The organism is Mycolicibacter heraklionensis, assembly GCF_019645815.1.
GTDB classification, from domain to species: domain Bacteria; phylum Actinomycetota; class Actinomycetes; order Mycobacteriales; family Mycobacteriaceae; genus Mycobacterium; species Mycobacterium heraklionense.
Genome location: NZ_CP080997.1, coordinates 4,572,776 through 4,596,272, shown reverse-complemented (window position 1 = coordinate 4,596,272; position 23,497 = coordinate 4,572,776). Strand labels below are relative to the sequence as shown.

At 69.3% G+C, this 23,497-nt stretch carries 25 protein-coding genes and 1 tRNA gene; 11 read left to right on the top strand and 15 right to left on the bottom strand.

Features of this window, described 5'->3' with window-relative positions:
- Positions 1-9: 9 nt before the first annotated feature.
- Positions 10-1,002 carry a stage II sporulation protein M gene (locus tag K3U94_RS21700; RefSeq protein WP_220694985.1) on the top strand — a complete coding sequence of 331 codons (993 nt, stop codon included), beginning with the start codon at positions 10-12 and terminating at the stop codon, positions 1,000-1,002.
- A gap of 79 nt (positions 1,003-1,081) precedes the next feature.
- Here K3U94_RS21700 and K3U94_RS21695 read toward each other — a convergent pair whose 3' ends face one another.
- From K3U94_RS21695 to K3U94_RS21675, 5 genes are read right to left on the bottom strand one after another with little or no spacing between them, the layout of a single operon-like run.
- Positions 1,082-2,401 carry a DUF58 domain-containing protein gene (locus K3U94_RS21695; RefSeq protein WP_220694984.1) on the bottom strand — a complete coding sequence of 440 codons (1,320 nt, stop codon included), beginning with the start codon at positions 2,399-2,401 and terminating at the stop codon, positions 1,082-1,084.
- Positions 2,398-3,375 (bottom strand): AAA family ATPase, encoded by a 978-nt coding sequence (locus K3U94_RS21690; RefSeq protein WP_220694983.1) that lies wholly within the window; start codon positions 3,373-3,375, stop codon positions 2,398-2,400. Before K3U94_RS21690 ends, K3U94_RS21695 begins: the two co-directional genes overlap by 4 nt.
- Positions 3,372-4,481: a DUF4350 domain-containing protein gene (locus K3U94_RS21685; protein WP_220694982.1), complete on the bottom strand. Its 1,110-nt coding sequence runs from the start codon at positions 4,479-4,481 to the stop codon at positions 3,372-3,374. Before K3U94_RS21685 ends, K3U94_RS21690 begins: the two co-directional genes overlap by 4 nt.
- A complete protein-coding gene (locus K3U94_RS21680) occupies positions 4,478-5,086 on the bottom strand; it encodes a DUF4129 domain-containing protein (protein WP_220694981.1) in 609 nt (202 codons plus the stop codon). Before K3U94_RS21680 ends, K3U94_RS21685 begins: the two co-directional genes overlap by 4 nt.
- A 10-nt stretch (positions 5,087-5,096) precedes the next feature.
- Entirely contained in the window at positions 5,097-6,371 is a 1,275-nt protein-coding gene (locus tag K3U94_RS21675; RefSeq protein ID WP_220694980.1) for a hypothetical protein, read from the bottom strand.
- A 25-nt stretch (positions 6,372-6,396) separates the two neighbouring features.
- Here K3U94_RS21675 and K3U94_RS21670 point away from each other — a divergent pair, with 25 nt between their 5' ends.
- Entirely contained in the window at positions 6,397-6,861 is a 465-nt protein-coding gene (locus tag K3U94_RS21670; protein WP_047319815.1) for a GatB/YqeY domain-containing protein, read from the top strand.
- Here K3U94_RS21670 and K3U94_RS21665 read toward each other — a convergent pair.
- From K3U94_RS21665 to ponA2, 5 genes are all read right to left on the bottom strand, one after another.
- A complete protein-coding gene (locus tag K3U94_RS21665; RefSeq protein WP_220694979.1) occupies positions 6,858-7,259 on the bottom strand; it encodes a hypothetical protein in 402 nt (133 codons plus the stop codon). The two genes, K3U94_RS21670 and K3U94_RS21665, sit on opposite strands and share 4 nt — an antisense overlap.
- 84 nt (positions 7,260-7,343) lie before the next feature.
- A tRNA-Pro gene (locus K3U94_RS21660) sits at positions 7,344-7,417 on the bottom strand.
- A gap of 306 nt (positions 7,418-7,723) precedes the next feature.
- Positions 7,724-8,836: an L-cysteine desulfhydrase Cds1 gene (cds1, locus tag K3U94_RS21655; RefSeq protein WP_220694978.1), complete on the bottom strand. Its 1,113-nt coding sequence runs from the start codon at positions 8,834-8,836 to the stop codon at positions 7,724-7,726.
- Positions 8,833-9,798: a metallophosphoesterase gene (locus tag K3U94_RS21650; protein ID WP_047319818.1), complete on the bottom strand. Its 966-nt coding sequence runs from the start codon at positions 9,796-9,798 to the stop codon at positions 8,833-8,835. Before K3U94_RS21650 ends, cds1 begins: the two co-directional genes overlap by 4 nt.
- A 38-nt stretch (positions 9,799-9,836) precedes the next feature.
- Entirely contained in the window at positions 9,837-12,257 is a 2,421-nt protein-coding gene (gene ponA2 / locus K3U94_RS21645) for a transglycosylase/D,D-transpeptidase PonA2 (RefSeq protein WP_220694977.1), read from the bottom strand.
- Between the two features lie 373 nt (positions 12,258-12,630).
- On the opposite strand from ponA2, the gene K3U94_RS21640 reads away from it, so the two are divergent.
- The gene (locus K3U94_RS21640) at positions 12,631-12,975 is read left to right on the top strand and encodes a WhiB family transcriptional regulator (protein WP_047319820.1); all 345 of its coding nucleotides are present in this window, start codon (positions 12,631-12,633) and stop codon (positions 12,973-12,975) included.
- Between the two features lie 25 nt (positions 12,976-13,000).
- Here the strand turns inward: K3U94_RS21640 and bagB are convergent, their stop codons facing one another.
- The gene (gene bagB, locus K3U94_RS21635) at positions 13,001-14,158 is read right to left on the bottom strand and encodes an ATPase BagB (RefSeq protein ID WP_047319821.1); all 1,158 of its coding nucleotides are present in this window, start codon (positions 14,156-14,158) and stop codon (positions 13,001-13,003) included.
- A complete protein-coding gene (gene bagA / locus K3U94_RS21630) occupies positions 14,155-15,177 on the bottom strand; it encodes an ATPase BagA (protein ID WP_220694976.1) in 1,023 nt (340 codons plus the stop codon). The genes bagB and bagA overlap by 4 nt, the downstream gene beginning before the upstream one ends.
- 47 nt (positions 15,178-15,224) lie before the next feature.
- On the opposite strand from bagA, the gene sp36 reads away from it, so the two are divergent.
- The 3 genes from sp36 to K3U94_RS21615 are packed head-to-tail and all read left to right on the top strand — an operon-like array spanning position 15,225 to position 16,634.
- Positions 15,225-15,386 (top strand): Sp36 family protein, encoded by a 162-nt coding sequence (sp36, locus tag K3U94_RS21625; protein ID WP_109519602.1) that lies wholly within the window; start codon positions 15,225-15,227, stop codon positions 15,384-15,386.
- A complete protein-coding gene (locus K3U94_RS21620; RefSeq protein WP_220694975.1) occupies positions 15,383-15,850 on the top strand; it encodes a RidA family protein in 468 nt (155 codons plus the stop codon). The genes sp36 and K3U94_RS21620 overlap by 4 nt, the downstream gene beginning before the upstream one ends.
- A gap of 7 nt (positions 15,851-15,857) precedes the next feature.
- Complete coding sequence (locus K3U94_RS21615; protein ID WP_047319824.1) at positions 15,858-16,634, top strand: MBL fold metallo-hydrolase; 777 nt, start codon at positions 15,858-15,860, stop codon at positions 16,632-16,634.
- 26 nt (positions 16,635-16,660) lie between these two features.
- On the opposite strand, the gene crp is transcribed toward K3U94_RS21615, so the two are convergent.
- Positions 16,661-17,335 carry a cAMP-activated global transcriptional regulator CRP gene (gene crp, locus K3U94_RS21610; protein WP_013830875.1) on the bottom strand — a complete coding sequence of 225 codons (675 nt, stop codon included), beginning with the start codon at positions 17,333-17,335 and terminating at the stop codon, positions 16,661-16,663.
- A gap of 260 nt (positions 17,336-17,595) precedes the next feature.
- Between crp and nth the strand changes: the two genes are divergently transcribed.
- The 4 genes from nth to marP are packed head-to-tail and all read left to right on the top strand — an operon-like array spanning position 17,596 to position 21,014.
- Positions 17,596-18,393, top strand: coding sequence for an endonuclease III (gene nth / locus K3U94_RS21605; RefSeq protein ID WP_200900664.1), 798 nt, complete (start codon positions 17,596-17,598; stop codon positions 18,391-18,393).
- A 14-nt stretch (positions 18,394-18,407) separates the two neighbouring features.
- A complete protein-coding gene (locus tag K3U94_RS21600) occupies positions 18,408-19,034 on the top strand; it encodes a TlpA family protein disulfide reductase (RefSeq protein WP_220694974.1) in 627 nt (208 codons plus the stop codon).
- Between the two features lie 37 nt (positions 19,035-19,071).
- Positions 19,072-19,824, top strand: a complete 753-nt coding sequence (locus K3U94_RS21595) for an NUDIX hydrolase (RefSeq protein ID WP_220694973.1) — start codon at positions 19,072-19,074, stop codon at positions 19,822-19,824.
- A complete protein-coding gene (marP, locus tag K3U94_RS21590; protein ID WP_220694972.1) occupies positions 19,821-21,014 on the top strand; it encodes an acid resistance serine protease MarP in 1,194 nt (397 codons plus the stop codon). Before K3U94_RS21595 ends, marP begins: the two co-directional genes overlap by 4 nt.
- Here the strand turns inward: marP and K3U94_RS21585 are convergent, their stop codons facing one another.
- Positions 21,015-21,971, bottom strand: a complete 957-nt coding sequence (locus K3U94_RS21585; RefSeq protein ID WP_220694971.1) for an alpha/beta fold hydrolase — start codon at positions 21,969-21,971, stop codon at positions 21,015-21,017.
- Entirely contained in the window at positions 21,971-22,492 is a 522-nt protein-coding gene (locus tag K3U94_RS21580) for a phage holin family protein (protein WP_220696906.1), read from the bottom strand. Before K3U94_RS21580 ends, K3U94_RS21585 begins: the two co-directional genes overlap by 1 nt.
- Before the next feature lie 281 nt (positions 22,493-22,773).
- Here K3U94_RS21580 and K3U94_RS21575 point away from each other — a divergent pair, with 281 nt between their 5' ends.
- Entirely contained in the window at positions 22,774-23,490 is a 717-nt protein-coding gene (locus K3U94_RS21575) for a chymotrypsin family serine protease (RefSeq protein ID WP_082134121.1), read from the top strand.
- The last annotated feature ends 7 nt before the right edge of the window (positions 23,491-23,497 follow it).

Below are 23,497 nucleotides of genomic sequence, written 5' to 3'. Positions count from 1 at the left end.
CTCGGCGACGTGGATGTCGACGCCTTCGTGCTGACCCACCGACCGACCTGGGAGCGGCTGGAGTCACTGGTCAAGAACCGGCGACGGCTCACCGGCGCTGAGATCGACGAATTGGTGGACCTGTATCAGCGGGTGTCCACTCACCTGTCGGTGGTGCGCTCGTCGTCGTCGGATGCGGCGCTCATCGGCCGACTTTCCGCCCTGGTGGCACGGGCGCGTGCCGCCGTCACCGGCGCCCATGCGCCGTTGGCCTCGGAGTTCGTCCGGTTCGTGACGGTGTCGTTTCCGGTAGTCGCCTACCGGGCCTGGCGGTGGTGGCTGGGCACCGCCGTGGTGTTCCTGGCGGTGTCGGCGGTCATCGCCTGCTGGGTGGCCGGCAACCCCGATGTGCAGGCGGTGATCGGCACCCCCGCGGAGATCGACCGGCTGGTCAACCACGACTTCGCCGCCTACTACAGCGATCACCCGGCCGGGTCGTTCGCCCTGCAGGTCTGGGTGAACAACGCCTGGGTGGCCGCCCGCGCCATTGCGTTCTCGGTGCTGCTGGGCCTGCCGATCCCGGCGCTGTTGTTCTCCAACGCGGCCAACCTCGGATTGGGTCTCGGGCTGATGTTCCACGCCGGCCGGGGCGGTTTCATGCTGGGACTGCTTGCCCCGCACGGACTGCTGGAGTTGACGGCGGTGTTCCTGGCCGGCGCGGTGGGCATGCGACTGGGCTGGACGGTGATCGCACCAGGGGATCGGCCCCGCGGACAGGCGCTCGCCGAACAGGGCCGGGCCGTCGTCGCGGTGGCCGTGGGGTTGGTCGTGGTGCTCGCCGTGGCCGGGCTGCTCGAGGCGATGGTGACCCCGTCGTCCCTGCCGACCTGGCTGCGGATCGGCATCGGCGTCGTGGTCGAGGCGGCGTTTCTGGCCTATGTGGTGCACTTCGGGCGCAAGGCGGTGGCCGCCGACGAGACCGGTGACATCGCCGATGCCCCCGACGTCATCCCCACCGGTTAGCCCCGTACTGCGCGAGCGCGCGTGTCTGCACGGCGCCACGCCGCTAGTCGTGACATTCCGTGCACGCTCGCGGCCGGGGTCAGAGCCGTCCGGCGGCCTTCATCGCCAGATAGGCGTCGGCCAGTGCCGGCGCCAGGTCCTCGGGTGGGGCGTCGATCACCTGCACGCCGCTGCGTCGCAACCGGGCCGCCATCGCGCGGCGGTCATTGCGGGCCCGCTCGGCGGCGCCCGCGTCGTAGACCACGGCCGCGTCGCCGCGTCCGTGTGCCAGTCGTTCCACCCGCGGATCGGCGACTGCGGCCAGGATCACCTGGTGTTCTGCAGTCAGTTTCGGCAACACCGGCAGCAGGCCTTCCTCCAGGGCGGAGGCGTTGAGATCGGTCAACAGCACCACCAGGTTCTGTCGGCGTGCCCGCCGGGACAAGGTGGCCACCATCGCCGCGGCGTCGGACTCGACCAGCGCCGGCTGCAGCGGCGCCATCGCGTCCACCAGCTGAGCGAACAGCCGGGTCCGCGACGCCCCGAACACCCCGGCCCGGGCCACCTGGTCATGGGCGAGCAGATCGACGTGGTCGCCGGCGCGTAATGCCAACGCCGCCAGCAATAGTGCGGCATCCATCGACCAATCCAGCCGGGGCCAGCCTGCGGGGTCACGTGCGGTGGGGTCGATCCCGATCCGGCCGGCCGCGGTGCGGCCGGTGTCGAGCACGATGACCACCCGCCGGTCACGCTCGGGCCGCCAAGTCCGCACCACCACCTCGGAACGCCGCGCGGTGGCCCGCCAGTCGATCGAGCGCACATCATCGCCGACGACGTATTCGCGCAGCGAGTCGAACTCGCTGCCCTGACCGCGCACCAGCGCCGGAAGATTCCCGTCGACCTCCCGCAGTCGGGCCAGGCGTGCCGGCAGGTGCCGGCGGGACAAGAACGGCGGGAGTACCCGCACGTGCCCGGGCACCTGTCTGGATCGCTGCCGCCCGGCCAGCCCCAGCGGCCCGATCGAGCGCACGGTGACCCGGGCGGCCCGCTGGTCGCCGCGGCGGATCGGCCGTAGCTCGGTGACCACCCGGGATTGCTGGCCGGCCGCCAACTCCAGCGGATGGGAGCGCGGTGCGGCGCAGGCGCTGGGCGGCCAGGCGTCACGAAGCTGCCCGCGGAATCGTCTGCCGCCGTTGCCGATCCACAACGTGGTCGTCAACGTCTGGCCGAGCCGTACCGCGGTGTCCATGGACCGCTCGATGCGCAGCGTCGCGGGATCTGTCGTCAACGCGACGTCGAGCACCACCGCCAGGATGAGCCCGGCCAGCAGCACCGCGAACGCCGCCGCCGGCCAGGGGGCCAGCGTGACCGGCACGGCGCAGAGCAGTGCGATCAGTGCGGCGCGACCCGTCAGAATCACCAGCGCGGCACCGGAACCGAGGCCAAGATGCTGTCGAGAACCCCGTCGGCGGTAGCACCTTCGAGGTCGGCCTCCGGGCGCAACATCACCCGGTGCCGCAGCGTGGAGCGGGCCATCGCCTTGACGTCGTCAGGCGTGACGTAATTGCGCCCGGACAGCCACGCCCACGACCGCGACGTGGCCAGCAACGCGGTCGCGCCACGGGGCGAGACACCCAGTTGCAGGGCAGGCGAGCGCCGGGTCGCCGCGACCACGTCGACGATGTAACCCAGTACCTGATCGGCCACCAGCACCTGGCGCACCGCGGCGCGGCCGGCGGCCAACTCCTGCGCACCGGCCACCTCGGCCACCGCGGACAGGTCGTGCGGGTCGAAGCCGTGGGCATGCCGGGACAAGATGTCGATCTCGGCCTCGCGCACCGGCAGTGGCACGGTCAGCTTGAGCAGGAACCGGTCGAGCTGGGCCTCCGGCAGCCGGTAGGTGCCCTCGTACTCGATGGGGTTGGCGGTGGCGGCGACGATGAACGGGTCGGGCAGCGGCTTGGCCGCGCCGTCGACGCTGACCTGCCCTTCCTCCATCGCCTCCAGCAGCGCCGCCTGGGTTTTGGGTGGGGTGCGATTGATCTCGTCGGCCAGCAGCAGGTTGGTGAAGACCGGTCCCGGCCGGAACACGAACTCCGCGGTGTGGGTGTCGTAGACCAGCGAGCCGGTGATGTCGCCGGGCATCAGGTCGGGGGTGAACTGGACCCGTTTGAAGTCCAGCCGCAACGCGGCGCTCAGAGTTCGGACCAGCAGTGTTTTCGCAACGCCCGGAACACCTTCGAGCAGCACGTGGCCGCGGCACAACAGTGCGATCACCAGGCCGCTGACCACCGCGTCCTGGCCGACCACGACCTTGGCGACTTCGTTGCGCAACGCCAGCAACGCGTCACGGGCTGCGGCCGCCGCCGGATTCTCTGCGGGAGTGTGAGTCACGAGTGGGTGACCTGCCTTTCGATGTCGTCGAGTGCACCGGCCAGAGCGACCAGGGCGTCGTCGGAGTCCGGAGGTGTCCCGAACAGCAAGTGCCACAACCAGTCCGGGTGTGCCCCAGTCCGCGCCGACACTGCCGCGACCAGCTCGGGCGGCTCCGGTCCCGGGCCCAACCCCAGGCGTGGAGCCAGTCGGCGCAGGGCCGCGGCGCGCAGGGCGGCGGCGGCTCTGTCGCGGGCCCGGTGGGAGCGGTAGAGCCGGCCGAGGCCCTCGACCGTCTCCGATGCGCGGACGACGACGGGCAATTGCTCGGCCACCAGGGGGCCGAGCCGGCGGCCCTTCCACAGCGCGGCCAGTGCCAGCGCCACACACAGCTGCCAGAACAGCCATCGCACGTTCGGCGGGATCAGGCCGGCTATCGCTGCCTTTCCCGCCTTTGCGCCTTGAATATGTTGGGGCGCATACCAGATCAGGCGTCCTGAAGTCCCGGCGAGGTTCATCGCCAGCGCGGCGTTGCCCTCCCGGGCCAGGTCGGCGTTGGTCATGAAGGTCTCGCTGCCGATCACGGTGATGGTGCGCGAGCCGTCGTGATAGCGCACCAGGGCGCCGTCGTAGCAGCTGGCCGCGGAGTGGCCTTGGGTCACAACGTAGGTCGCGGTGGTGCGCAGGTCGACCGGTCCGGCTCGTTGGGCCTCGCGCAGGCCGCAGCCGGGCTGGCGGGTGAACGCGCGTACGGGGCCGGACCGCACCCGGGGTGCCAGAGCCCTGCGGGCCAGGGCGTCCGGTGCCACCAGCAGCAGGTCGCCGGGCAGGCCGGCCAGCCGGTTCATCAGCTCACTGCCGGCGATGCGCGGGGTCTGGGCCACCAGAACCAGGGTGTCGGGACGCGCCTCGCGGGCCACGTCATCGACGGTGCCGGCGGGCACGACCTCGACCCCGCGGTGACGCAGCAGCGCCACGAGCGCGTGTGCGCCCTCGGGTCCGGTGGCATTCGGATCCATCCGGCCGCCCGGTCGTGGGGTGGTCAGGTAGGCGCCCACCGCCGAAACCGCCACGATCACAGCCAGGGCCACGGCGACCCACAGCCACGTTCGCCGGATGGCCGTCACCGGTACTGCCGAGCCTGCGTCGTGGCCCGCACCCGCTCGTCGAGTTCCGAGACGATCCGATATCCCTCCGGGGTGGCGGGCAGCTCGCCGTAGCTGACATCGTTGAACGTCTCGGCGGCCCTGAACAGTTCACCGGCCAAGACGGGCAGCGCCGCGCCGGCATCGCGGGCCAGCTCGGTGGCGGTACGGCCCGTGGCGGGAAGCAAGACCCCGGTCTCCTCGAGTTGACGAGCCACTGCTCGCAGCCGGTGCCGGATCGCCGCGCCCCAATCTCCCGATGCCGCGTGGCGCTGCGCGGCGGCACGGTGTTCGGCGGCGCTGAGTTGTGTTGCGCCGTATAACGGGTCGCCGCGGTGGCCGTCGTGCAGCATCCGGCGGCTGACGTGCACGGCGGCCACCACGGCCGCCGCAAGGACGATCAGCAACACGCTGATGGTGAACCATCCGCCGGGCAACTCCGAACCTTTGAGCACCAACCGCCGTACCAGCGTCTCGATGAAGTCGAGGAACTGTTGCTTGGGCGACGGCCGCGGGTACATCGGTTTGGCCAGCTCGCGTTCGGCCGCCTCGCGGGCGGCTTCGCGGTCGATGTCGACGGTGGGCACCCGGTGGTCCTTACCCCGGGGGCCGGGTCAGCCAGAGGTTGTCGGTCCAGCCGCCGACGTACGGTCCACCGGCCGCGCCGGTTCGCAGCACCAGGTCGAATGCCTCGCCCCGGATGCGCCGGTCGGTGTACAGCAGCACCGACACACCGGCGGTGAAGGGCAGCACGATGATCTGGCCGATCGTCGCGCCGATTCGGGAGAACAGGCTCAACTGCGCGCCGCCGGTCAGGGCGTCCGCGCCGTGGGTGACCACCATCCCGAAGATGTTGAACGGAAACGCCACCGCGCTGCTGATCAGGGAGACGATCAGGGCGGTCAGCGCCATGATGCCCAGCACCCGCCAGAAACTGTTGCGCACCAAGTAGAACGACCGGCGCATCGCCTCGAACACCGGTTGGCGTTCCAGCACGATCACCGTCGGCGCGAAGACCAGCACCGTATAGCCGTAGGCCAACGCTGCGATCAGCGCCGGTACCAACGGCACGGCGATCAACACGGCGGCGCCGGTGCCGCCCGCTCCGTCGGCGAAGGCGATGATGGCCGCCGCGAAGCCACACAGCACCACCGCGCCCAAACCGATCAGGGCGGTCAGGCCGACCAGCGAGCCGAAGCGGTCGCGCACGATCGCCCAGGCTTCGGCGATGGAGATCGGCGACCCGAACACCGCGCGCCCGACCACGACGGTCAGCAGGCCGGTCAACACGATGGTGCCGAGCGCAGTCACGATGGCCGCGCCGGCGGAACCGGTCAGCCACGCCGCCACGTCACCGCCGGAGAGCTCCGAGGACGACCTACCCGGACCCGATGGCCCGAGCGCCGACAGCAGGCCGAACTGGGCGATCCCGCTGATGATCTGAGTAGCCACCACGACCACGGCGGTGAGCCCCAGCACGGTCTTCGGGTTGGCCCGGATGTAACCGACGGCGCCGTTGTAGATGTCGGTCAGGCTCAGTGGGCGCAGCGCAATGATGCCGGGCTTGACTTCAGGCTGCGGGTATCCCGGAGGTGGGCCGTATCCCGGTGGCGGTGGGCCGTAGCCGGGCGGGGGACCGTAGCCGGGCGGGGGACCGTAGCCGGCAGGCGGTGGGCCGTAACCCATCGGCGGCGCGCCGTAGCCGGGCGGTGGGCCGTAGCCGGGCGGCGGTGCGCCGTAGCCCGGTGCTGGGGGTCCGTAGCCGGGCGGGGGGCCGTAGCCCGGAGGTGGCGGGCCATAGCCGGGCGGCGGGCCGTAGCCGGGCGGCGGAAAACCAGGCCCGGGGTAGCCGGGCGGAGGCGGATTCACCATGTGGCTGAGCGTAGCGTTATGGGGCATGGCGGAACTCAAATCCCAGTTGCGTGCGGATCTGACGGCGGCGATGAAGGCGCAGGACAAGCTGCGCACGGCGACCCTGCGAATGTTGTTGGCGGCGATCCAGGCCGAAGAGGTCGCCGGCAAACAGGCCCGGGAACTGACCGACGAGGACGTCCTCAAGGTGCTGGCGCGCGAGGCCCGCAAACGCGCGGAGTCCGCGACCATCTACACCCAGAACGGCCGGGGCGACCTCGCCGCCGAAGAACACGCCGAGGCCCGGATCATCGACGAGTATCTTCCGGCGCCACTCAGCGACGCCGAATTGGCTGACGTCGTCGACACCGCGCTGGCGCAGGTGGCCGAGGCGATCGGGGAGCGGCCGCACATGAAGCACATGGGCCAGGTGATGAAGGCCGCCACCGCGATCGCCGCGGGTAAGGCCGACGGGTCCCGGCTGTCGGCCGCGGTCCGGGAACGGCTCTAGGAGCCGGTCGCCGGCAACTGCCAGCCCGTGAGCGCGGCGATGAAGCCGTCGGGGTCGGTAACGCTGACGTAGAGGCGCCGGACGGGCTTGTTGAACCAGCCGGCCGTCGGCGCCTTCGTCGGCTTGACGCCGTGGGTCAGCAAGATTTCGACCACGCCGTGCCGGGATCCGTTGACGAGCCAGCCATTACACGCCTGATGAACGCCCCAGCCCCACATGCGTTCCGGCGCGGGCCGGGCGGATTCGATGTTGTTCACCGCGATGTCGATGGCGAAGGCCCAGCCGCTGCGGACTTGCAGCAGTCCCTCGGCCACCCGGATGCTCGCCCGCCCGGGGCCCAGGCCCAGCACGGTCGCCAGTGGTCGGTACCACCGGTCGTAGCGCATCGGGAAGTCCACGGGAGACATTGTCTACCGCCGAGACAGCCGGTGGACCGGATTGACGAAACCGCGGGTCAAGGCCCGTTGAACTGCAAAAAACTGTCGGGGTGGCGGGATTCGAACCCACGACCTCTTCGTCCCGAACGAAGCACGCTACCAAGCTGCGCCACACCCCGTGTGAAGCCACGACAGCGTATCGCACCTGCCCGCCGGTCACCCAAACGGCTGGTGACAGCGCCCGGCTGAGACCCCTGCGCCCCACGCCGAGGCCCAGCTCACTAGTCCCCGGGAGCATGAAACTCCCCACATTCCGGCGTGGGGACTTCGCAAACATAGGCGGACTTAGGCAGACTGGCTAACAAGGTTTAGTGCAAAGGGAGTCAAATCATGACGCTGTTAGGCGGAGCGGTGTATGCCGGTTTCTTCGCTCTGGCTGCGGTGTGGCTTGCAGCCACCAACCCCGACGCAGCCGAAGAGCGGGCTCAGGCGAACGCGAACCGGCAGGACCTCTCGAACTCGGCCAATACTGCCGCCGGGCCAGTCGGGTCCAGCCCCTGCTGCGCCAGCCAGTCGTCGTTGTAGTAGGTGTCGGCGTAGCGGTCGCCGCTGTCGGCCAGCACGGTGACCACCGACCCGCTGCGCCCATCGGCGACCATCTCGGCCAGTAGCCCAAACGCTCCCCAGACATTGGTGCCGGTCGAAGCACCCACCCGACGGCCCAAGACCGCGCTGACGTGCCGCGCAGTGGCCACCGAGGCGGCATTGGGCACGGTCACCATCCGGTCCACCACGTCGGGCAGGAACGACGGTTCCACCCGCGGTCGGCCGATGCCCTCGATCCGCGACGACTCCTCGACCACCACGTCGTAGCGGCACTGCGAGTAGGCCGGATAGAAGGCCGAGTTCTCCGGGTCGACCACGCACAACCGGGTCGCGTGCCGGCGATAACGGATGTAGCGGCCGATCGTCGCGCTGGTGCCGCCGGTACCCGCCCCCACCACGATCCAATCCGGGATCGGATGGGCCTCGTCGCGCATCTGGGAGAATATCGACTCGGCGATGTTGTTGTTGCCGCGCCAGTCGGTGGCCCGCTCGGCGTTGGTGAACTGATCCAAGTAGTGCCCGCCGGTGTCGGCGGCGATCCGCTCCGCTTCGGCGTAGACATCGGCCGAATGCGCCACGAAATGACAGCGCCCGCCCTGCGCCTCGATCAGCGCCACCTTTGACGCACTGGTCGATGCCGGCATCACCGCGATGAACGGTAGGCCGAGCAGGGCCGCGAAATAGGCCTCGGACACCGCGGTGGACCCCGATGACGCCTCGACCACCGTGGTGCCCTCGGCGATCCGGCCGTTGCACAGCCCGTAGAGGAACAGCGAACGGGCCAGCCGGTGCTTGAGGCAGCCGGTGATGTGGGTGGTCTCGTCTTTGAGGTACAGCGCCACTTGAAGACCCGAGCCCTCGTCCGCCCATGCGGGCAGCGGGTAACGCAGCAGATGGGTGTCGGCGCTGCGCCGTGCGTCGGCTTCGATCAGCCGGATCGCGTTGTCGGCCCAGCGCCGTGGATGCCCGTGGTCGGCGATCCGCCCAGTCAACGGGCCGACACGGAGGGCTGGGTCGAGCCGCGGGTGAGCTGCGAGTCGTCACCGCCGGTCGGCGCCGCCACCAGGGTCAGCAGGCTCGCCTCGGGGCGGCAGGCGAACCGCACCGGCGCGAACGGCGAGGTGCCGATCCCCGCCGAGACGTGCAGGCGCATGTGCGCACCCCACTGCGACGGCCCCTTGACCCGCGAGCGATCCAGCCCGCAGTTGGTCACCAGCGCGCCGTAGAACGGCACGCACAGCTGGCCGCCGTGGGTGTGGCCCGCCATCACCAACTGGTAGCCGTCGCCGGCGAACCGGTCCAGCACGCGCGGCTCCGGCGAATGGGTGAGCCCCAGACGCAGATCGGCGGTCAGGTCGGCCGGACCGGCGATGGTGTCGTAGCGGTCCCGCTCGATGTGCGGGTCGTCGACGCCGGCCGCGGCGATCCGATGGCCGGCCACGTCGAATTCGCGACGGTTGTGGGTCAGATCCAGCCAGCCCCGCTCGGTGAACGCCGCGCGCAGGTCCTGCCAGGGCAGCGGGACGCCGTGCACGCGGTGCGTCGGCTTGGTCAGGTACTTCGCCGGGTTCTTCAGCCGCGGCCCGAAGTAGTCGTTGCTGCCGAACACGAACACTCCCGGCACCGAGAGCAGATCCCCCAGGGCCTGCACCACCGCCGGCACGGCCTTCGGATGCGCGAGGTTGTCGCCGGTGTTGACCACCAGGTCCGGCTCCAAGCGCACCAGCTCGCGCAGCCAGGCCTGCTTGCGGCGCTGGCCGGGACGCATGTGGATGTCGCTGATGTGCAGCACCCGCAGCGGTGACGAGCCGGGAGCCAGCACCGGCATCGTCGCCTCGCGCACCACAAACGCGTTGCGTTCGATGATCGCGCCGTAGCCGATAGCGAGAGCCGCCGGCCCGAGCACCGCCGAAGCGGCGACGACGGACCGGGTCAGGGCAGGTGAGGCAGCCATGGCGTTCAGACTACTGCGCCCGGACCCAGGCACCGCGATTACGGCGGCGGTGCCGGGGGCGGCAGCAGCGGAATGGTGATCGGCGGCAACCCCGGAATCTCCACCACCGTCGAACCCACCGGGCCCATCGGAGGCAGACCGTCCGGTGGAGGTGGCGGTGGCGGCGGGATGCCGTTGCTGACCTCGATGGTGACGATCGAACCGGGAATGGTCTGCCCACTCGGTGAGGTGCCGACGACCGCCCCGGAACGGGCGCTGCTGTTGACCCAGTTCGGCTGGTCGGCGACCTGGAACCCGACTTCCTTGAGCCGTGCGCGGGCGGCGTCGACGTCCAGGCCGGTGACGCTGGGCACTCGAGAGTTGGGCCCGCCATCGACGTACCGGGGATCGGTCGGCGGCATGATGACGTCGCCGAAGTCGGTGGCGATCGGTTTCATCGCCGCGAACCAGGTCCGGGCCGGCTCGTTGCCGCCGTAGAGGTCCCCGTCACCGCAGTGCCGCAGCGGGAACGAGCACAGGTCCGACGGCGAGCTGGAGTCGTCGAAGATGTAGTTGGCTGCCGCGTAGCGGTTGGTGAAGCCCAGGAAGCCCGACGAGCGGTGCGCCTCGGTGGTACCGGTCTTGCCCGCCATCGGCAGGTCCCAGCCCACCGAACCGGCGGCGGGCGCCGCGGTGCCGCCGCCTTGAATGTCCTTGCTCAAGGCGTTGGCCATGGTGTTCGCGAGCCCTTCGGGAACCACTCGCTCACAGGTCTCGGTGGTGACGGCCACCTCGTTGCCGTTGCGGTCGAAGACCTTGTCGATCGGGTTCGGCGGGCACCAGACCCCGCCGGAGGCCAAGGTGGCGGCAACGTTGGACAGCTCCAGCGCGTTGACCTCGATCGGGCCCAGGGTGAACGAGCCCAGGTTCTGCCGTTTGACGAAATCGGCCAGGCTCTCGTTGCTGTCCGGGTCGTAGTCGCGCGCGGTGCCCGGATCGGCGTAGGAACGCAAGCCCAGCTTGATCGCCATGTCCACGGTGCGGCCGACCCCGACCTGGGAGATCAGTTTCGCGAACGCCGTGTTGGGCGAGGTTGCCAGCGCGGTGGAGACGTTCATCGGCGACCGGTAGGGGGCGACGTTGACCACGCACCAGGTCTCCTTGGGGCAGCCCTTGGCGCCGCCTGAGCCCATGCCCTTGGTCTGGAACCGGCCGGGCACCTCGAGGTCGGCACTGATACCCATGCCCATCTCCAGCGCCGCGGCCACGGTGAATGTCTTGAAGATCGACCCGGCGCCGTCGCCGACCAGTGAGAACGGTTGCGGCCGCATGGTTTCGCCGAGGTCGGCATTGAGACCGTAGGTGCGGTTGCTAGCCATCGCCAGCACCGGGTGTGCGTCACTGCCGGGCTTGATCACACTCATCACGCTGGCGATGCCCTGCACGTTGGGGTTGGCGAAGCTGTCGATCGCCTCTTTGATCGGGGCCTGCACGTCGGGGTCCAGCGTGGTGTGGATGACGTAGCCGCCGCGGGCCACCTGCTCTTTGCTGATCCCCGCCCGCGTCAGGTATTCCTGCACGTAGTCGCAGAAGAAGGCCCGGTCGCCGGCGGCGATACAGCCCCGCGGCAGCTCGTTGGGCTGCGGCAGGATGCCCAGTGGCTCCTGTTTGGCCGCTCGCAGCGCGTCGGCCTCGCCGGGGAGGTTTTCGATCATGGTGTCCAGCACCAGGTTCCGTCGCGCCAGCGCGCCCTCGGGATTGGTGTAGGGGTTCAGCGTGCTGGTCGACTGCACCATTCCGGCCAACAGGGCCGACTGCTGCCAGTTCAGGTCGGAGGCGTCGACGCCGAAGTAGGTCTGGGCGGCGTCCTGGATGCCGAAAGAATTGTTGCCGAACGACACCAGGTTCAGGTAGCGGGTCAGGATCTGCGGCTTGGTGAAGGTCCGGTCCAGGGTGAGCGCCATTCGGATCTCCCGGAGCTTGCGCGCGGGGGTGGTCTCGATCGCGGCGCGCTTCTCGGCGTCGGTCTGGGCCAGCACCAGCAGTTGGTAGTTCTTGATGTACTGCTGCTCCAGCGTCGAGCCGCCGCGGGTGTCGATGTCCCCGGAGGCGTAGCCGGCCAGCCCGGTCAGTGTCCCCTTCCAGTCCACCCCGCTGTGCTCGGCGAACCGCTTGTCCTCGATGGAGACGATCGCCAGCTTCATCGTGTCGGCGATCTTGTCGCTGGGCACCTCGAACCGGCGCTGCGAGTACAACCACGCGATCGTGTTGCCCTTGGCGTCGACCATCGTCGACACCGCGGGCACATCACCGCTGACCAGCTGGGCCGATCCGTTGGCCACCACATCGGAGGCGCGGTTGGACATCAGGCCGACACCGCCGGCGACGGGGAACAGCAGCGCCGCGAGCAGGACGGCGGCGAGCAGACAACACCCGGCCAGTTTGAGCACAGTAGGGCCGGTCGGGGGACGCTCCGACATGGCTAACACACTAGCGGTGGTCGCAAGCGCGCCGGAGCCGGGCGAAGCGGGCCCACCGCCATCGACCCCGGGCCGCTTAAATTGACGCGAACGTCAGAAAATATCGGGTTCACCCAGCGCCGCGCCGCTGATCGCGGCAAAGATCACGATCGGACTGCACGGTTGTCCCAAAAAAGTGCCGATCAACCTGTTGCGCAGACACCACCTGACCACCTAACTTGGACATCAAGTGCGATTCAGGTAACACTGATGAAGCGATGTGGCGTAGATCGCAGTATTGGGTCGGCGTCGATGTTGAATAGGTGGCTGCCGGGGCGGCCGGGACGGAGGATCGTCAGTGTCTGTTGCAGGGACAGCGGTTCACAACACCAGCATGCCAACGGCTTCAGCATCCCAAGCATCCCAAACCCCCCGAACCGTGCTGCGCGGCGTGCAGGACGAGGGCCGAATCGCCTGGGTTTCCAAGGCCGTATGCCGCGGCGCGGATCCCGACGAACTCTTCGTACGCGGTGCGGCACAACGCAAAGCCGCGGTGATCTGTCGGCACTGCCCGGTCGTGCTCGAATGTCTGGCCGACGCGCTGGACAACCGCGTCGAGTTCGGGGTGTGGGGCGGCATGACCGAGCGGCAGCGCCGGGCACTGCTCAAGCAGCACCCCGAGGTGACCTCCTGGCGCGAGTACTTCGCCGCCCAGCGCAAGCAGCGTGACGCCGGCTGACGCCCGGCTGAGTCCCTCTTCGCTTCTACTTCTGCGCCGTGAGTTGATCGGCGATCGCGCCGAGCGCCTCCAAATCGGAGACGTCGAACGGCAGTGACGGCACCCCGACGATAGGAACCCGCGGGTTGGCCCGGGTGAAACGCGACAGCAGTCGGATCTCACGCTTGGCGGTAGCGCCGCGTTCGGCATGAATCTGCAGCGCCGCGATGGTGAGCGCCTTCGCCCCTTCGGGCAGCGATTCGCCGGTCTGGGGTTCCTGCAGCGTCTCGATCGCGTCGATGGCGCGCTCGATGGGCAGGTCGCACAACATCGGATGGGTGCGGTTGAGAATCAGCCCGGCCAGCGGCATGTGTTCTTGGGAGAGTCGGTCGACGAAGAACGACGCCTCCCGTAACGCGTCGGGCTCGGCCGCCGACACCACCACGAACTGGGTGCCGCGGCGCTTGAGCAGGTCGTAGGTGCGGTCGGCCTTCTCCCGGAAACCGCCGAAGGTGGCATCGAGGGACTGCACGAAATTCGCTGCATCGGAAAGCATTTGAGAACCCAGCACGGTCGACAGGGCTTTCATTGCCAGGCCGAGCGCGCCGGCGACCAGTTTGCCGATGCCCCGACCGGGGCCCAGCAGCAACTTCCACAGCCGACTGTCCATGAAGCTGCCCAGCCGCTTCGGCGCGTCCAGGAAGTCCAGGGCGTTGCGCGACGGTGGGGTGTCGACCACCACCAGATCCCAGCGGTCCTCGGCGAGCAGCTGGCCGAGCTTCTCCATCGCCATGTACTCCTGCGTGCCGGACAGCGAGGTGGCCACCGTTTGGTAGAACTGGTTGCCCAGGATCGCCTCGGCTCGCTCCGGGCCGGAGTACTGCGTCACCATCTCGTCGAAGGTGCGGCGCATGTCGAGCATCATCGCGTGCAGCTCACCCGGCACTTCCGCGGGCAGCGGAACCCGCTGCGGGTGATTGCCCAGGTCGTCGATGCCCAGCGCCTGCGCCAGCCGACGGGCCGGGTCGATGGTCAGCACCACCACGGTGCGGCCGTATTCGGCGGCCCGCAGCGCCATCGACGCGGCGGTGGTGGTCTTGCCGACGCCGCCCGCGCCGCAACACACCACCACGCGGTTGGAGGTGTCGGCCAGGATCGCCGCCAAGTCCAGCGCCAGCGGCTTGCCGGTCGTATCGGGTGTCATCGAACCCCCTGTTGGCCGAGAATTTCCGAGAGCTCATAGAGGCTGCCGAGGTCGACACCGTCGGTGATCGTCGGCAGATGCAGGCGCGGCACATCCAACTGCTGCAGCTGCTCGGCCGTTTCCGTCCGGGCGCTGATGAGGGTGGCGTGCTGGATGGTTTCGGTCAGCAGACCGGCGAAGTCGTCGTCGGCCAGGGTGATCCCCGCCGCGGCCAGCCCGGCCCGGACCGCGTCGGCGTCGACGACACCTTCGGCTGCCTTGGCCAGGTCGGCGGGATCCAGGTGAGCGGGTATGTCGCGGTTGACGATCACGCTGCCGATCGGCAGGTCCAGCTCCCGCAGCTCGTCGATGGCCTCCAGGGTCTCCTGCATCGGCAGGGCCTCCAGCAGTGTCACCAGGTGGATCGCGGTCTGATCGGAGTGCAGCAGCTTCACCACGCCGTCAGCCTGCGAGTGCACCGGGCCGCCCTTGGCCAATTGCGACACCGCCTTGGTGACGTCGAGGAACCGGGCGATCCGGCCGGTCGGCGGTGCATCCACCACGATCGCGTCGTAGACCGGCTTGTTGTTCTTGTCGGTCTGGATCACGTGGTACTTGATCTTGCCGGTGAGGATGACGTCGCGCAGGCCGGGCGCGATGGTGGTCGCGAACTCGACCGCCCCGACGCGCCGCATCGCCCGCCCGGCGATCCCCAGGTTGTAGAACAGGTCGAGGTATTCCAGGAACGCGGCCTCGATGTCCATGGCCAGCGCGTCGACCTGCCCACCGCCCTCGGCGGTCGCCACCTTGAGCGGATCGATGGGTAGCGGCGGCACGTCAAAGAGTTGCGCAATGCCTTGGCGCTCTTCGACTTCCACCAGCAGCACCCGGCGGCCTCCGGCCGCCAACGACAACGCCAGCGCGGCCGCCACCGTCGACTTGCCGGTACCGCCCTTGCCGGTCACGAAATGCAGCCGGGCCTTCGTCAATCGCGAAGGCCAGCCGAGAGCAGGCCCGCTGCTGGATGTGGCTGTCACCACTGCATGCTAACCAAGGGCTTGAGCGTCCTAGCGATAAGCTCGCTGCCATGAGTCAACGCACGGTCTGGGAGTACGCCACCGTCCCCTTGATCACGCACGCCACCAAGCAGATCCTCGACCAGTGGGGAGAAGACGGCTGGGAGCTGGTCTCGGTGCTGCCCGGGCCTTCCGGTGAGCAGCTCATCGCCTTCCTGAAGCGCCCGCAATGAGCTGGCGGGCCCGGCTGACCGACCTCGGCATCGACCTGCCCGACGTGGTGACGCCGCTGGCGGCCTACGTGCCGGCGGTACGCACCGGCAACCTCGTCTACACCTCCGGTCAGCTGCCGATGCAGGCCGGAGAGTTGCCGCGCACCGGAAAGGTGGGCGCGGAGGTCAGCCCGGAGGACGGTCACGCACTGGCCCGGATCTGCGCTCTCAACGCGCTGGCCGCGGTGGATGCGCTGGTCGGGCTCGACGCCGTGGCCCGGGTCATCAAGGCGGTCGGGTTCGTCGCGTCGGCGCCGAACTTCAACGGGCAGCCCGCCGTGGTCAACGGGGCGTCCGAACTGTTGGGTGAGGTGTTCGGCGACGCCGGCAAGCACGCCCGCTCCGCGGTCGGGGTCTCCGAGCTGCCGCTGAACGCGCCGGTGGAGGTCGAGTTGATCGTCGAGCTGAAGGCCGCGGCGGAGTAGCGCAGCGGTGTCGGCCAGTCATCCCGCCTACGGTCGGCTGCGGCCGGTCACCGAGACCGCGTCGGTGCTGCTGGCCGACAACCCCGGGCTGATGACTTTGGAGGGCACCAACACCTGGGTGCTGCGCGGCCCGGGCAGCGACGAGGTGGTGATCGTCGACCCGGGTCCCGACGACGACGAGCACATCGGCCGGCTCGCTGAGGTGGGTCGGATCGCCCTGGTGCTGATCAGCCACCGGCACTTCGATCACACCGAGGGCATCGACAAGCTGGTGGACGCCGTCGGGGCACCGGTGTACTCGGCGGGTAGCGGATTTCAGCGTCGGCTCGGCGGCGGCCTGACCGACGGCCAGGTGATCGATGCCGCCGGGCTGCGGATCACCGTGTTCGCCACTCCGGGGCACACCGCCGACTCGCTGTCGTTCGTGCTCGACGACGCCGTCCTGACCGCCGACACCGTGCTGGGCCGGGGCACCGCCGTCATCGACAGTGAAGACGGCGACCTGACGCGCTACCTGGACTCACTGCGGCGGCTGCGCGGGCTGGGTGGACGCACGGTGCTGCCCGGGCACGGACCGGAGCTGGGCAACATCGAGGCGGTGGCCAGCGGTTACCTGGAGCATCGTGAACAGCGGCTCGACCAGGTGCGCTCGGCGCTGGCCGCGCTGGGTGAGGACGCCACCGCTCGTCAGGTGGTCGAACACGTCTACACCGACGTCGACGAGGAGCTCTGGGGCGCCGCCGAATGGTCGGTGCAGGCCCAGCTGAACTACCTGCGGGGCTGAGTCACCGCCGCTCGGCGAACAGGTACCTAGCGCGCTCGGCGGGCCAGCCGCTCGGAGTCGGAGATCAGCACGCTCTTGCCCTCGAGCCGGATCCAGCCGCGGTGGGCGAAGTCGGCCAGCGCCTTGTTCACCGTCTCCCGCGAAGCCCCGACCAGCTGGGCGATCTCTTCCTGGGTCAGGTCGTGGGTGACCCGCAGGGCCCCGCCTTCCTGGGTGCCGAAACGTTGCGCCAGCTGCAGCAGCTGCTTGGCGACCCGGCCGGGCACGTCGGTGAAGATCAGGTCGGCCAGGTTGTTGTTGGTGCGGCGCAGCCGGCGGGCCAGCACCCGCAGCAGCTGCTCGGCGATCTCGGGCCGGTCGGAGATCCACGACCGCAGGGCGTCGCGGTCCATCGAGACCGCGCGCACCTCGGTGATGGTGGTGGCGCTCGAGGTCCGGGGGCCGGGGTCGAAGATCGACAACTCACCGAACATGTCCGAGGGACCCATGATGGTCAGGAGGTTTTCCCGGCCGTCGGGGGACCGCCGGCCGATCTTCACTTTCCCGGAGACGATGATGTACAGCCGGTCGCCGGGCTCTCCCTCTGCGAACACGGTGTGTCCGCGCGGAAAGTCCACGGGCTGAAGCTGCTTGGTCAGCGCGGCTACGGCGCTGGGCTCAACTCCCTGGAAGATTCCGGCCCTCGCCAGGATCTCGTCCACGATGCCCCTTAGATGTTTTTGATGAAGGTTTGAAATCGTAAGCGCGGGCCGCTACCCGGCCAGCCACCTGAGTCTAGAGCCAGGCGTCAAGCGAGGTTACAACGCTACACACGGTTGGCATGCCGATTCGGAGGAAACTGCGGGTTCCTCTGCTGCTCCCGGCTCAGCCCGGTTTCGATGCGTTCCAGCCCGACCGCTGACAGCATCAGCAGCGTCGGGACGGCGGTGATCAGCAACCAGGACACAAGTCGTCAGTAAACATGGGCAAGGTCTCGTTGGGGTCACGAATTAGTACCCTGTCGGAGGTGACAGTGGACAAAGCCGCCCGTGCGGCGCGGACGGAGACTCGGACCGGGCTGGTCCGGCGCGCTCGTCGGATGAATCGGACTCTGGCGCAGGCCTTTCCCGATGCCCACTGCGAGTTGGACTTCACCACGCCCCTGGAGCTGGCCGTTGCGACGGTGCTGTCCGCCCAATGCACCGACGTACGGGTGAACCTGACGACGCCGGCGTTGTTCGCCCGGTACCCCACCGCCCTGGACTACGCCCAAGCCGACCGCGCCGAGCTCGAAGAGATGATCCGGCCCACCGGCTTCTACCGCAACAAGGCGGCTTCCCTGATCAATCTGGGGCAGGCCCTGGTCGAGCGCTTCGACGGCGAACTGCCCGACACCATGGAAGAACTGGTGCGCCTGCCCGGCGTAGGCCGCAAGACCGCCAACGTGATCCTGGGCAATGCGTTCGGGGTTCCGGGCATCACCGTGGACACCCACTTCGGCCGTCTGGTGCGGCGCTGGGCATGGACCACCGAGGAAGACCCGGTGAAGGTCGAGCACGCGGTCGGTGAGCTGATCGAACGCAAGGAGTGGACGCTGCTCAGCCACCGGGTGATCTTCCACGGCCGACGGGTCTGCCACGCCCGCAAGCCGGCCTGCGGGGTCTGCCTGCTGGCCAAGGACTGCCCCTCGTTCGGCATCGGGCCCACCGACCCGATGGAGGCCGCCGCGCTGGTCAAAGGCCCCGAGACCGAACACCTGCTGGCCCTGGCCGGGCTGTAGCGGCCGTCACGCGGATGAGCGGTTCAACGCGGTGGACCCTGACAGGGCTAGCGGTGCTGGCGGTGGTGGCCGCGCTGCTCACCGGGTTGGTGACCGAACTGCTCCGGGAACCGGCAGCACCGCGTCCCAGCGCGCCCGTCGCCGCCGCCGGCCAAGACCTGAACGTCCTGCGGCAGCGCGCCGACCTGCCGCCCTGCCAGGCCGGGCCGGGCGAGACCGGGCCGAGCGCCCTGAGCGGCGTCACCGTCGAGTGCGCGGCCGACGGTTCGCCCGTCAACGTGGCGTCGATGTTCGCCGGCCGGCGGGTGGTGCTGAATCTATGGGCGTACTGGTGTGGGCCGTGTCGGGATGAGTTGCGGGCGTTCGCCGAATACCAGCGTCGGGTCGGGCCGGGCGTCACGGTGGTGACGGTGCATCAAGACGACAACCAAGCCGCCGGGCTGGCACTGCTGGCCGAACTGGGCGTCCGGCTGCCCACCCTGCAAGACGGCCGCCGGCAGCTTGCGGCGGCCTTACGGGTGCCCAACGTGATGCCCGCGACCGTGGTGCTGGCCTCGGACGGTAGCGTTGCCCGCATCCTGCCGCAGCCCTTCGCCAATGCCGAAGAGATCGCCGCCGCCGTCGAGAACAGCGGCCGCTGATGTGGGGTGATCAGGATCCGGCACAGAGGGAGGCGCGGTGAGCGCTGGGGATTCCCGGTCTCAGGCCCCGTCCTGGCTGCGCCCGCTGGTCGACAACGTCGAGAAGGTGCCGACGGCCTACCTGCACCGGCTGCCCGCCGATGTTCGCGCGATGATCGCGGCGGCCAACGCCAAAGCCAGCGTCACCCGGCGCGGGCGCGACGCGGCGGTGCTGGTGCTGTTCTCCGGCCCGCCGGGCGGCCCGCCGGAGGCGATATCGGAATCGGCTGACCTGCTGGTCACGGTGCGGGCCTCAACGCTGCGCCATCATGCCGGACAGGCCGCGTTCCCGGGTGGCGCGGTCGACGCGGGCGACGACGGGCCGGTCGCCACCGCGCTGCGGGAGGCCAACGAGGAGACCGGCATCGATCCGGGCCGGGTGCACCCGCTGGTCACGTTGGACAAGATTTTCATCGCGCCCTCGGGATTCCAGGTGGTGCCGGTGCTGGCGTACTCCGAGGATCCCGGGCCGGTGACCGCGGTGGACCCGGGCGAGACCGCAATCGTGGCCCGCGTTCCAGTCCGGGCGTTCATCAACCCCGAGAACCGGTTGATGGTTTACCGTGATGCGCGCAGTCGGCGTTGGGCTATGCCGGCGTTCCGGCTCAACCAGATGCTCGTTTGGGGATTCACCGCCCAGGTGATCTCGGCGATGCTGGATGTGGCCGGCTGGGCACAGCCCTGGGACACCAGCGAGGTACTTGGCCTGGACGAGGCCATGGCGCAGGTTGGAGGAGAAGGCGGGATATGACGTCGTCGCAGTGGCTGGACATCGCCGTGCTGGCGATCGCCTTCGTTGCCGCAGTGTCCGGCTGGCGCTCCGGCGCGCTGGGCTCCCTACTCTCTTTCGTCGGTGTTGCCTTAGGGGCGATGGCCGGGGTGTTGCTGGCTCCGCACCTGATCGAGAGCGTCTCCGGTGCTCGGCTGAAACTGTTCGCCGCGCTGTTTCTGATCCTGGCTATGGTGGTCATCGGTGAGGTCGCCGGAGTGGTGCTGGGCCGGGCGGTGCGCGGAGCGATCCGCGACCCCGGTGTCCGGGGCGTCGACTCCGTCGTCGGGGTGGTGCTGCAGCTGGGGGTGGTGCTGATCGCGGCCTGGCTGCTGGCCACCCCGCTGACCGCATCCGATCAGCCGAACCTGGCCGCCGCCGTCAACGATTCGCGAGTGTTGCGTCAGGTCGACGACGTCGCGCCGCGTTGGCTCAAGAACGTGCCCCGCCGGCTGTCGGCGGTGCTCGACGATTCCGGGCTGCCCGCCGTGCTGGAGCCGTTCAGCCACGCCCCGATCGCCGCGGTGGATGCGCCGGACCCGGCGCTGGCAGCCAGTCCGATCGTGGAAGCCACCGCGCCGAGTGTGCTACGGATCCGCGGTGTGGCGCCCAACTGCCAGAAAGTGTTGGAGGGCACCGGATTCGTCATCTCACCTACCCGGGTGATGACGAACGCACACGTGGTCGCCGGCTCGGACAGCGTCACCGTGGAGAGCGGCACCAAGTCCTATGACGCCACGGTGATCTCCTTCGACCCCAAGGAAGACATCTCCATCCTGGCGGTGCCCGATCTGCCGTTGCCGCCGTTGGCGTTCGCCCCGTCCCCGGCCGAGGCCGACACCGACGCACTGGTGCTGGGCTACCCCGGCGGCGGGGTGTTCGAGGCCACCCCGGCCCGAATCCGCGACGTCATCAACCTCGAGGGTCCCGACATCTACCGCAACACGACTGTCACGCGCCGGGTGTACACCATCAGAGGCACTGTGCAGCAAGGTAATTCCGGAGGCCCCATGATCGACATGGACGGCCGGGTGATCGGTGTGGTGTTCGGTGCCGCGGTCGACGACGCTGACACCGGGTTCGTCATGACCGCCGAGGAGGTGGCGGGCCAGCTCGCCCGCATCGGCGACACCCAGCCGGTCTCGACGCAGACCTGTGTCGGGGGAGAGTGATCAGGCGAGAAATCGCATCAGGTGGTCGTTGACCACGTCGGGGGCCTCCTCGTGGGCGAAATGCCCCACGCCGGGCACCGATACGTACTGGCCATGCGGTGCGTACTGGCGGGTCTTGTCGACCGGGTCCGCCAGCACATAGGGGTCGTTCTCGCCGCGTAGATGCAGCAGCGGAATGTTCACGGTGCGAAGGTCCAGCGCCTTCATGAACCGGCGGCCTTCCGCGCGGAGCTGACTGCGCACCGCCCAGCGCTGGTACTCCAGCGCGCAGTGCGCCGCCGAGGGAATCTGTACCGCGGTGCGCAGGTGCCGGATGGTTTCGGCGAAATCCGCGCTCGCCCGCCAGTTCGCCCCGGCTCTGCTGCGCACCAGGCGCTCGAGCCCGGCTCCGTCGTGGCGGGTGAGGGAGCGCTCCGGCCAGAACGGTATCTGGTAGCGCAGCAACCACGGCAACAGCGCGCGGCCCTGATCGGGGTGGGTCAGCGCCGAGCGTCGCAACGCAGCCGGATGCGGCGAGCTCACCACGGCGATTCCGCGCACCAAGCGCGGGTGCAGCAGCGCGGTCGCCCAGCACACCAGGCCACCGTCGGCGTGGCCGACCAGGGTCGCCGAGGAGTGCCCGAGGGCCCGGATCAGCCCAGCCGTGTCGCCGGCCAGCGTCCAACCGTCGTAGCCGCGGGGAGGCTTGTCGCTGCCCCCGTAGCCGCGCAGGTCGACGGCGACCACTCGGGCATCGCGCAGCCCGCGCAATTGATGACGCCAGGTCCACCAGAACGAGCCGAACCCGTGCAGCAGCATCACCAGCGGTCGCGACGTCGGCGGGGCGTCGGCGGCGTTCGCCGTGTCTTTGCCGACCGTTGTCGCCTCGACGACATGGAAGCGAATGCCGTTGGCGTGGATGTCCCAGTGTCGCCACGGCCCGTCGATGCGGGTGATCGACGGATCCGGTGGCGGCACTACCAGCCCGAGGGGTCGGTGGTCGGCCTGCCGTCGGGCGAGCCCGCCGATGACGCCGACGAGCCGTGCAGGCGGTTCGAGTCGGGACGGAGCGCGTCGCGGGTCTCCTGCAGCGATTCGATCGTTTGGCGCGGCCCGCGGATCCGGCGCACCCGCAGGAAGCCGAGCAGCGCCAGCGCCACGGTCACCGCCAGCATGATCCCGAACACGATCAGGTAGGCGGCCCAGTCCTGCAGCCAGATGTTGAGCAGCTCGGCGACGAAGAAGAAGAAGAAAAAGGTGGAGTAGAACAGCACGACCAGGGCCGCGATGAACAAGACGCTGCCGGTCAGGCCCTTCTTGACGTCTCGGGTGATCTCGGCGCGGGCCAGCTCGACCTCGGCGCGGACCAGCGTCGACATCTGCGCGGTGGCGTCCTTGACCAGATCGCCCAGGGACGGGTCGGCGGGCAGCGCGTGCGGGTCGGTCAACGGGATGGTCGCCAACGTGTTGGGCACGCCGTTGCGGTCCGCCTTGACCAGTCTGTTCGAGGCGCGTGATGCATTCCTGCGATCGGCCTTGCTCACTGGCTGTCCTCCCGTTCGCCGTCGTCGCGGCTTAATGTTGCCATGCGGTAGCCGACCCGACGAGTGACCCCGGAAAAGCTGCGGCAGATCGCGGGGCCCGATGGCGGTGGCCCGCAGCGCGACCACCGCGTCCCTGATGGCAGTAGCCCGCGGCGCGCCCAGCCCCACCGTGTCACCCAGCGCCGCTACGCTGTTTCTTACCACCGGGGGTGGAGTTGATCGACGGGAGAACCGCTTTGCAGATCGCGCACCGCTGGTTGCTGCGCGCCGGGTTGGCGCTGTTGGCATTGGTGACCTGTGGCGCCTTGGTCACGGTCGCCGTACCGGCCGCCCGAGTAGCCGCCGACGACAAGGTGGTGATGGGTGGGGGCGCCGGCATCGTGGTCGACGAGGACACGCTGTGCACGCTGACCTCCATCGGCCACGACAAGACCGGCGCGCTGATCGGTTTCACCTCCGCGCACTGCGGCGGACCGGGCGCCCAGGTGGCCGCCGAGGGCGCAGAAGGCAACGGCACGATCGGCCACATGGTGGCCGGCAACGACGGCCTGGACTACGCGGTGATCGAGTTCGACCCGAACAAGGTGACGCCGGTGTCCAACTTCGGCGGTTTCGTGATCGGCGGTGTCGGGCCGGACCCCATGTTCGGTCAGATCGCCTGCAAGCAGGGCCGCACCACCGGCAACTCCTGCGGCGTCACCTGGGGGCCGGGCCAAGACCCGGGCACCATCGTGATGCAGGTCTGTGGACGGCCCGGCGACTCCGGCGGCCCGGTCGTGGTGAACAACATGTTGGTCGGCATGATCCACGGTGCGTTCAGCGACGCGTTGCCGACCTGCGTGATCAAGTACATCCCGTTGCACACGCCCGCGGTCGTGGTGTCGATCAACGCCGTGCTGGGCGACATCAACGCCAACGACCGGCCGGGCGCGGGCTTCGTTCCGGTCCCCTAGCTGACGA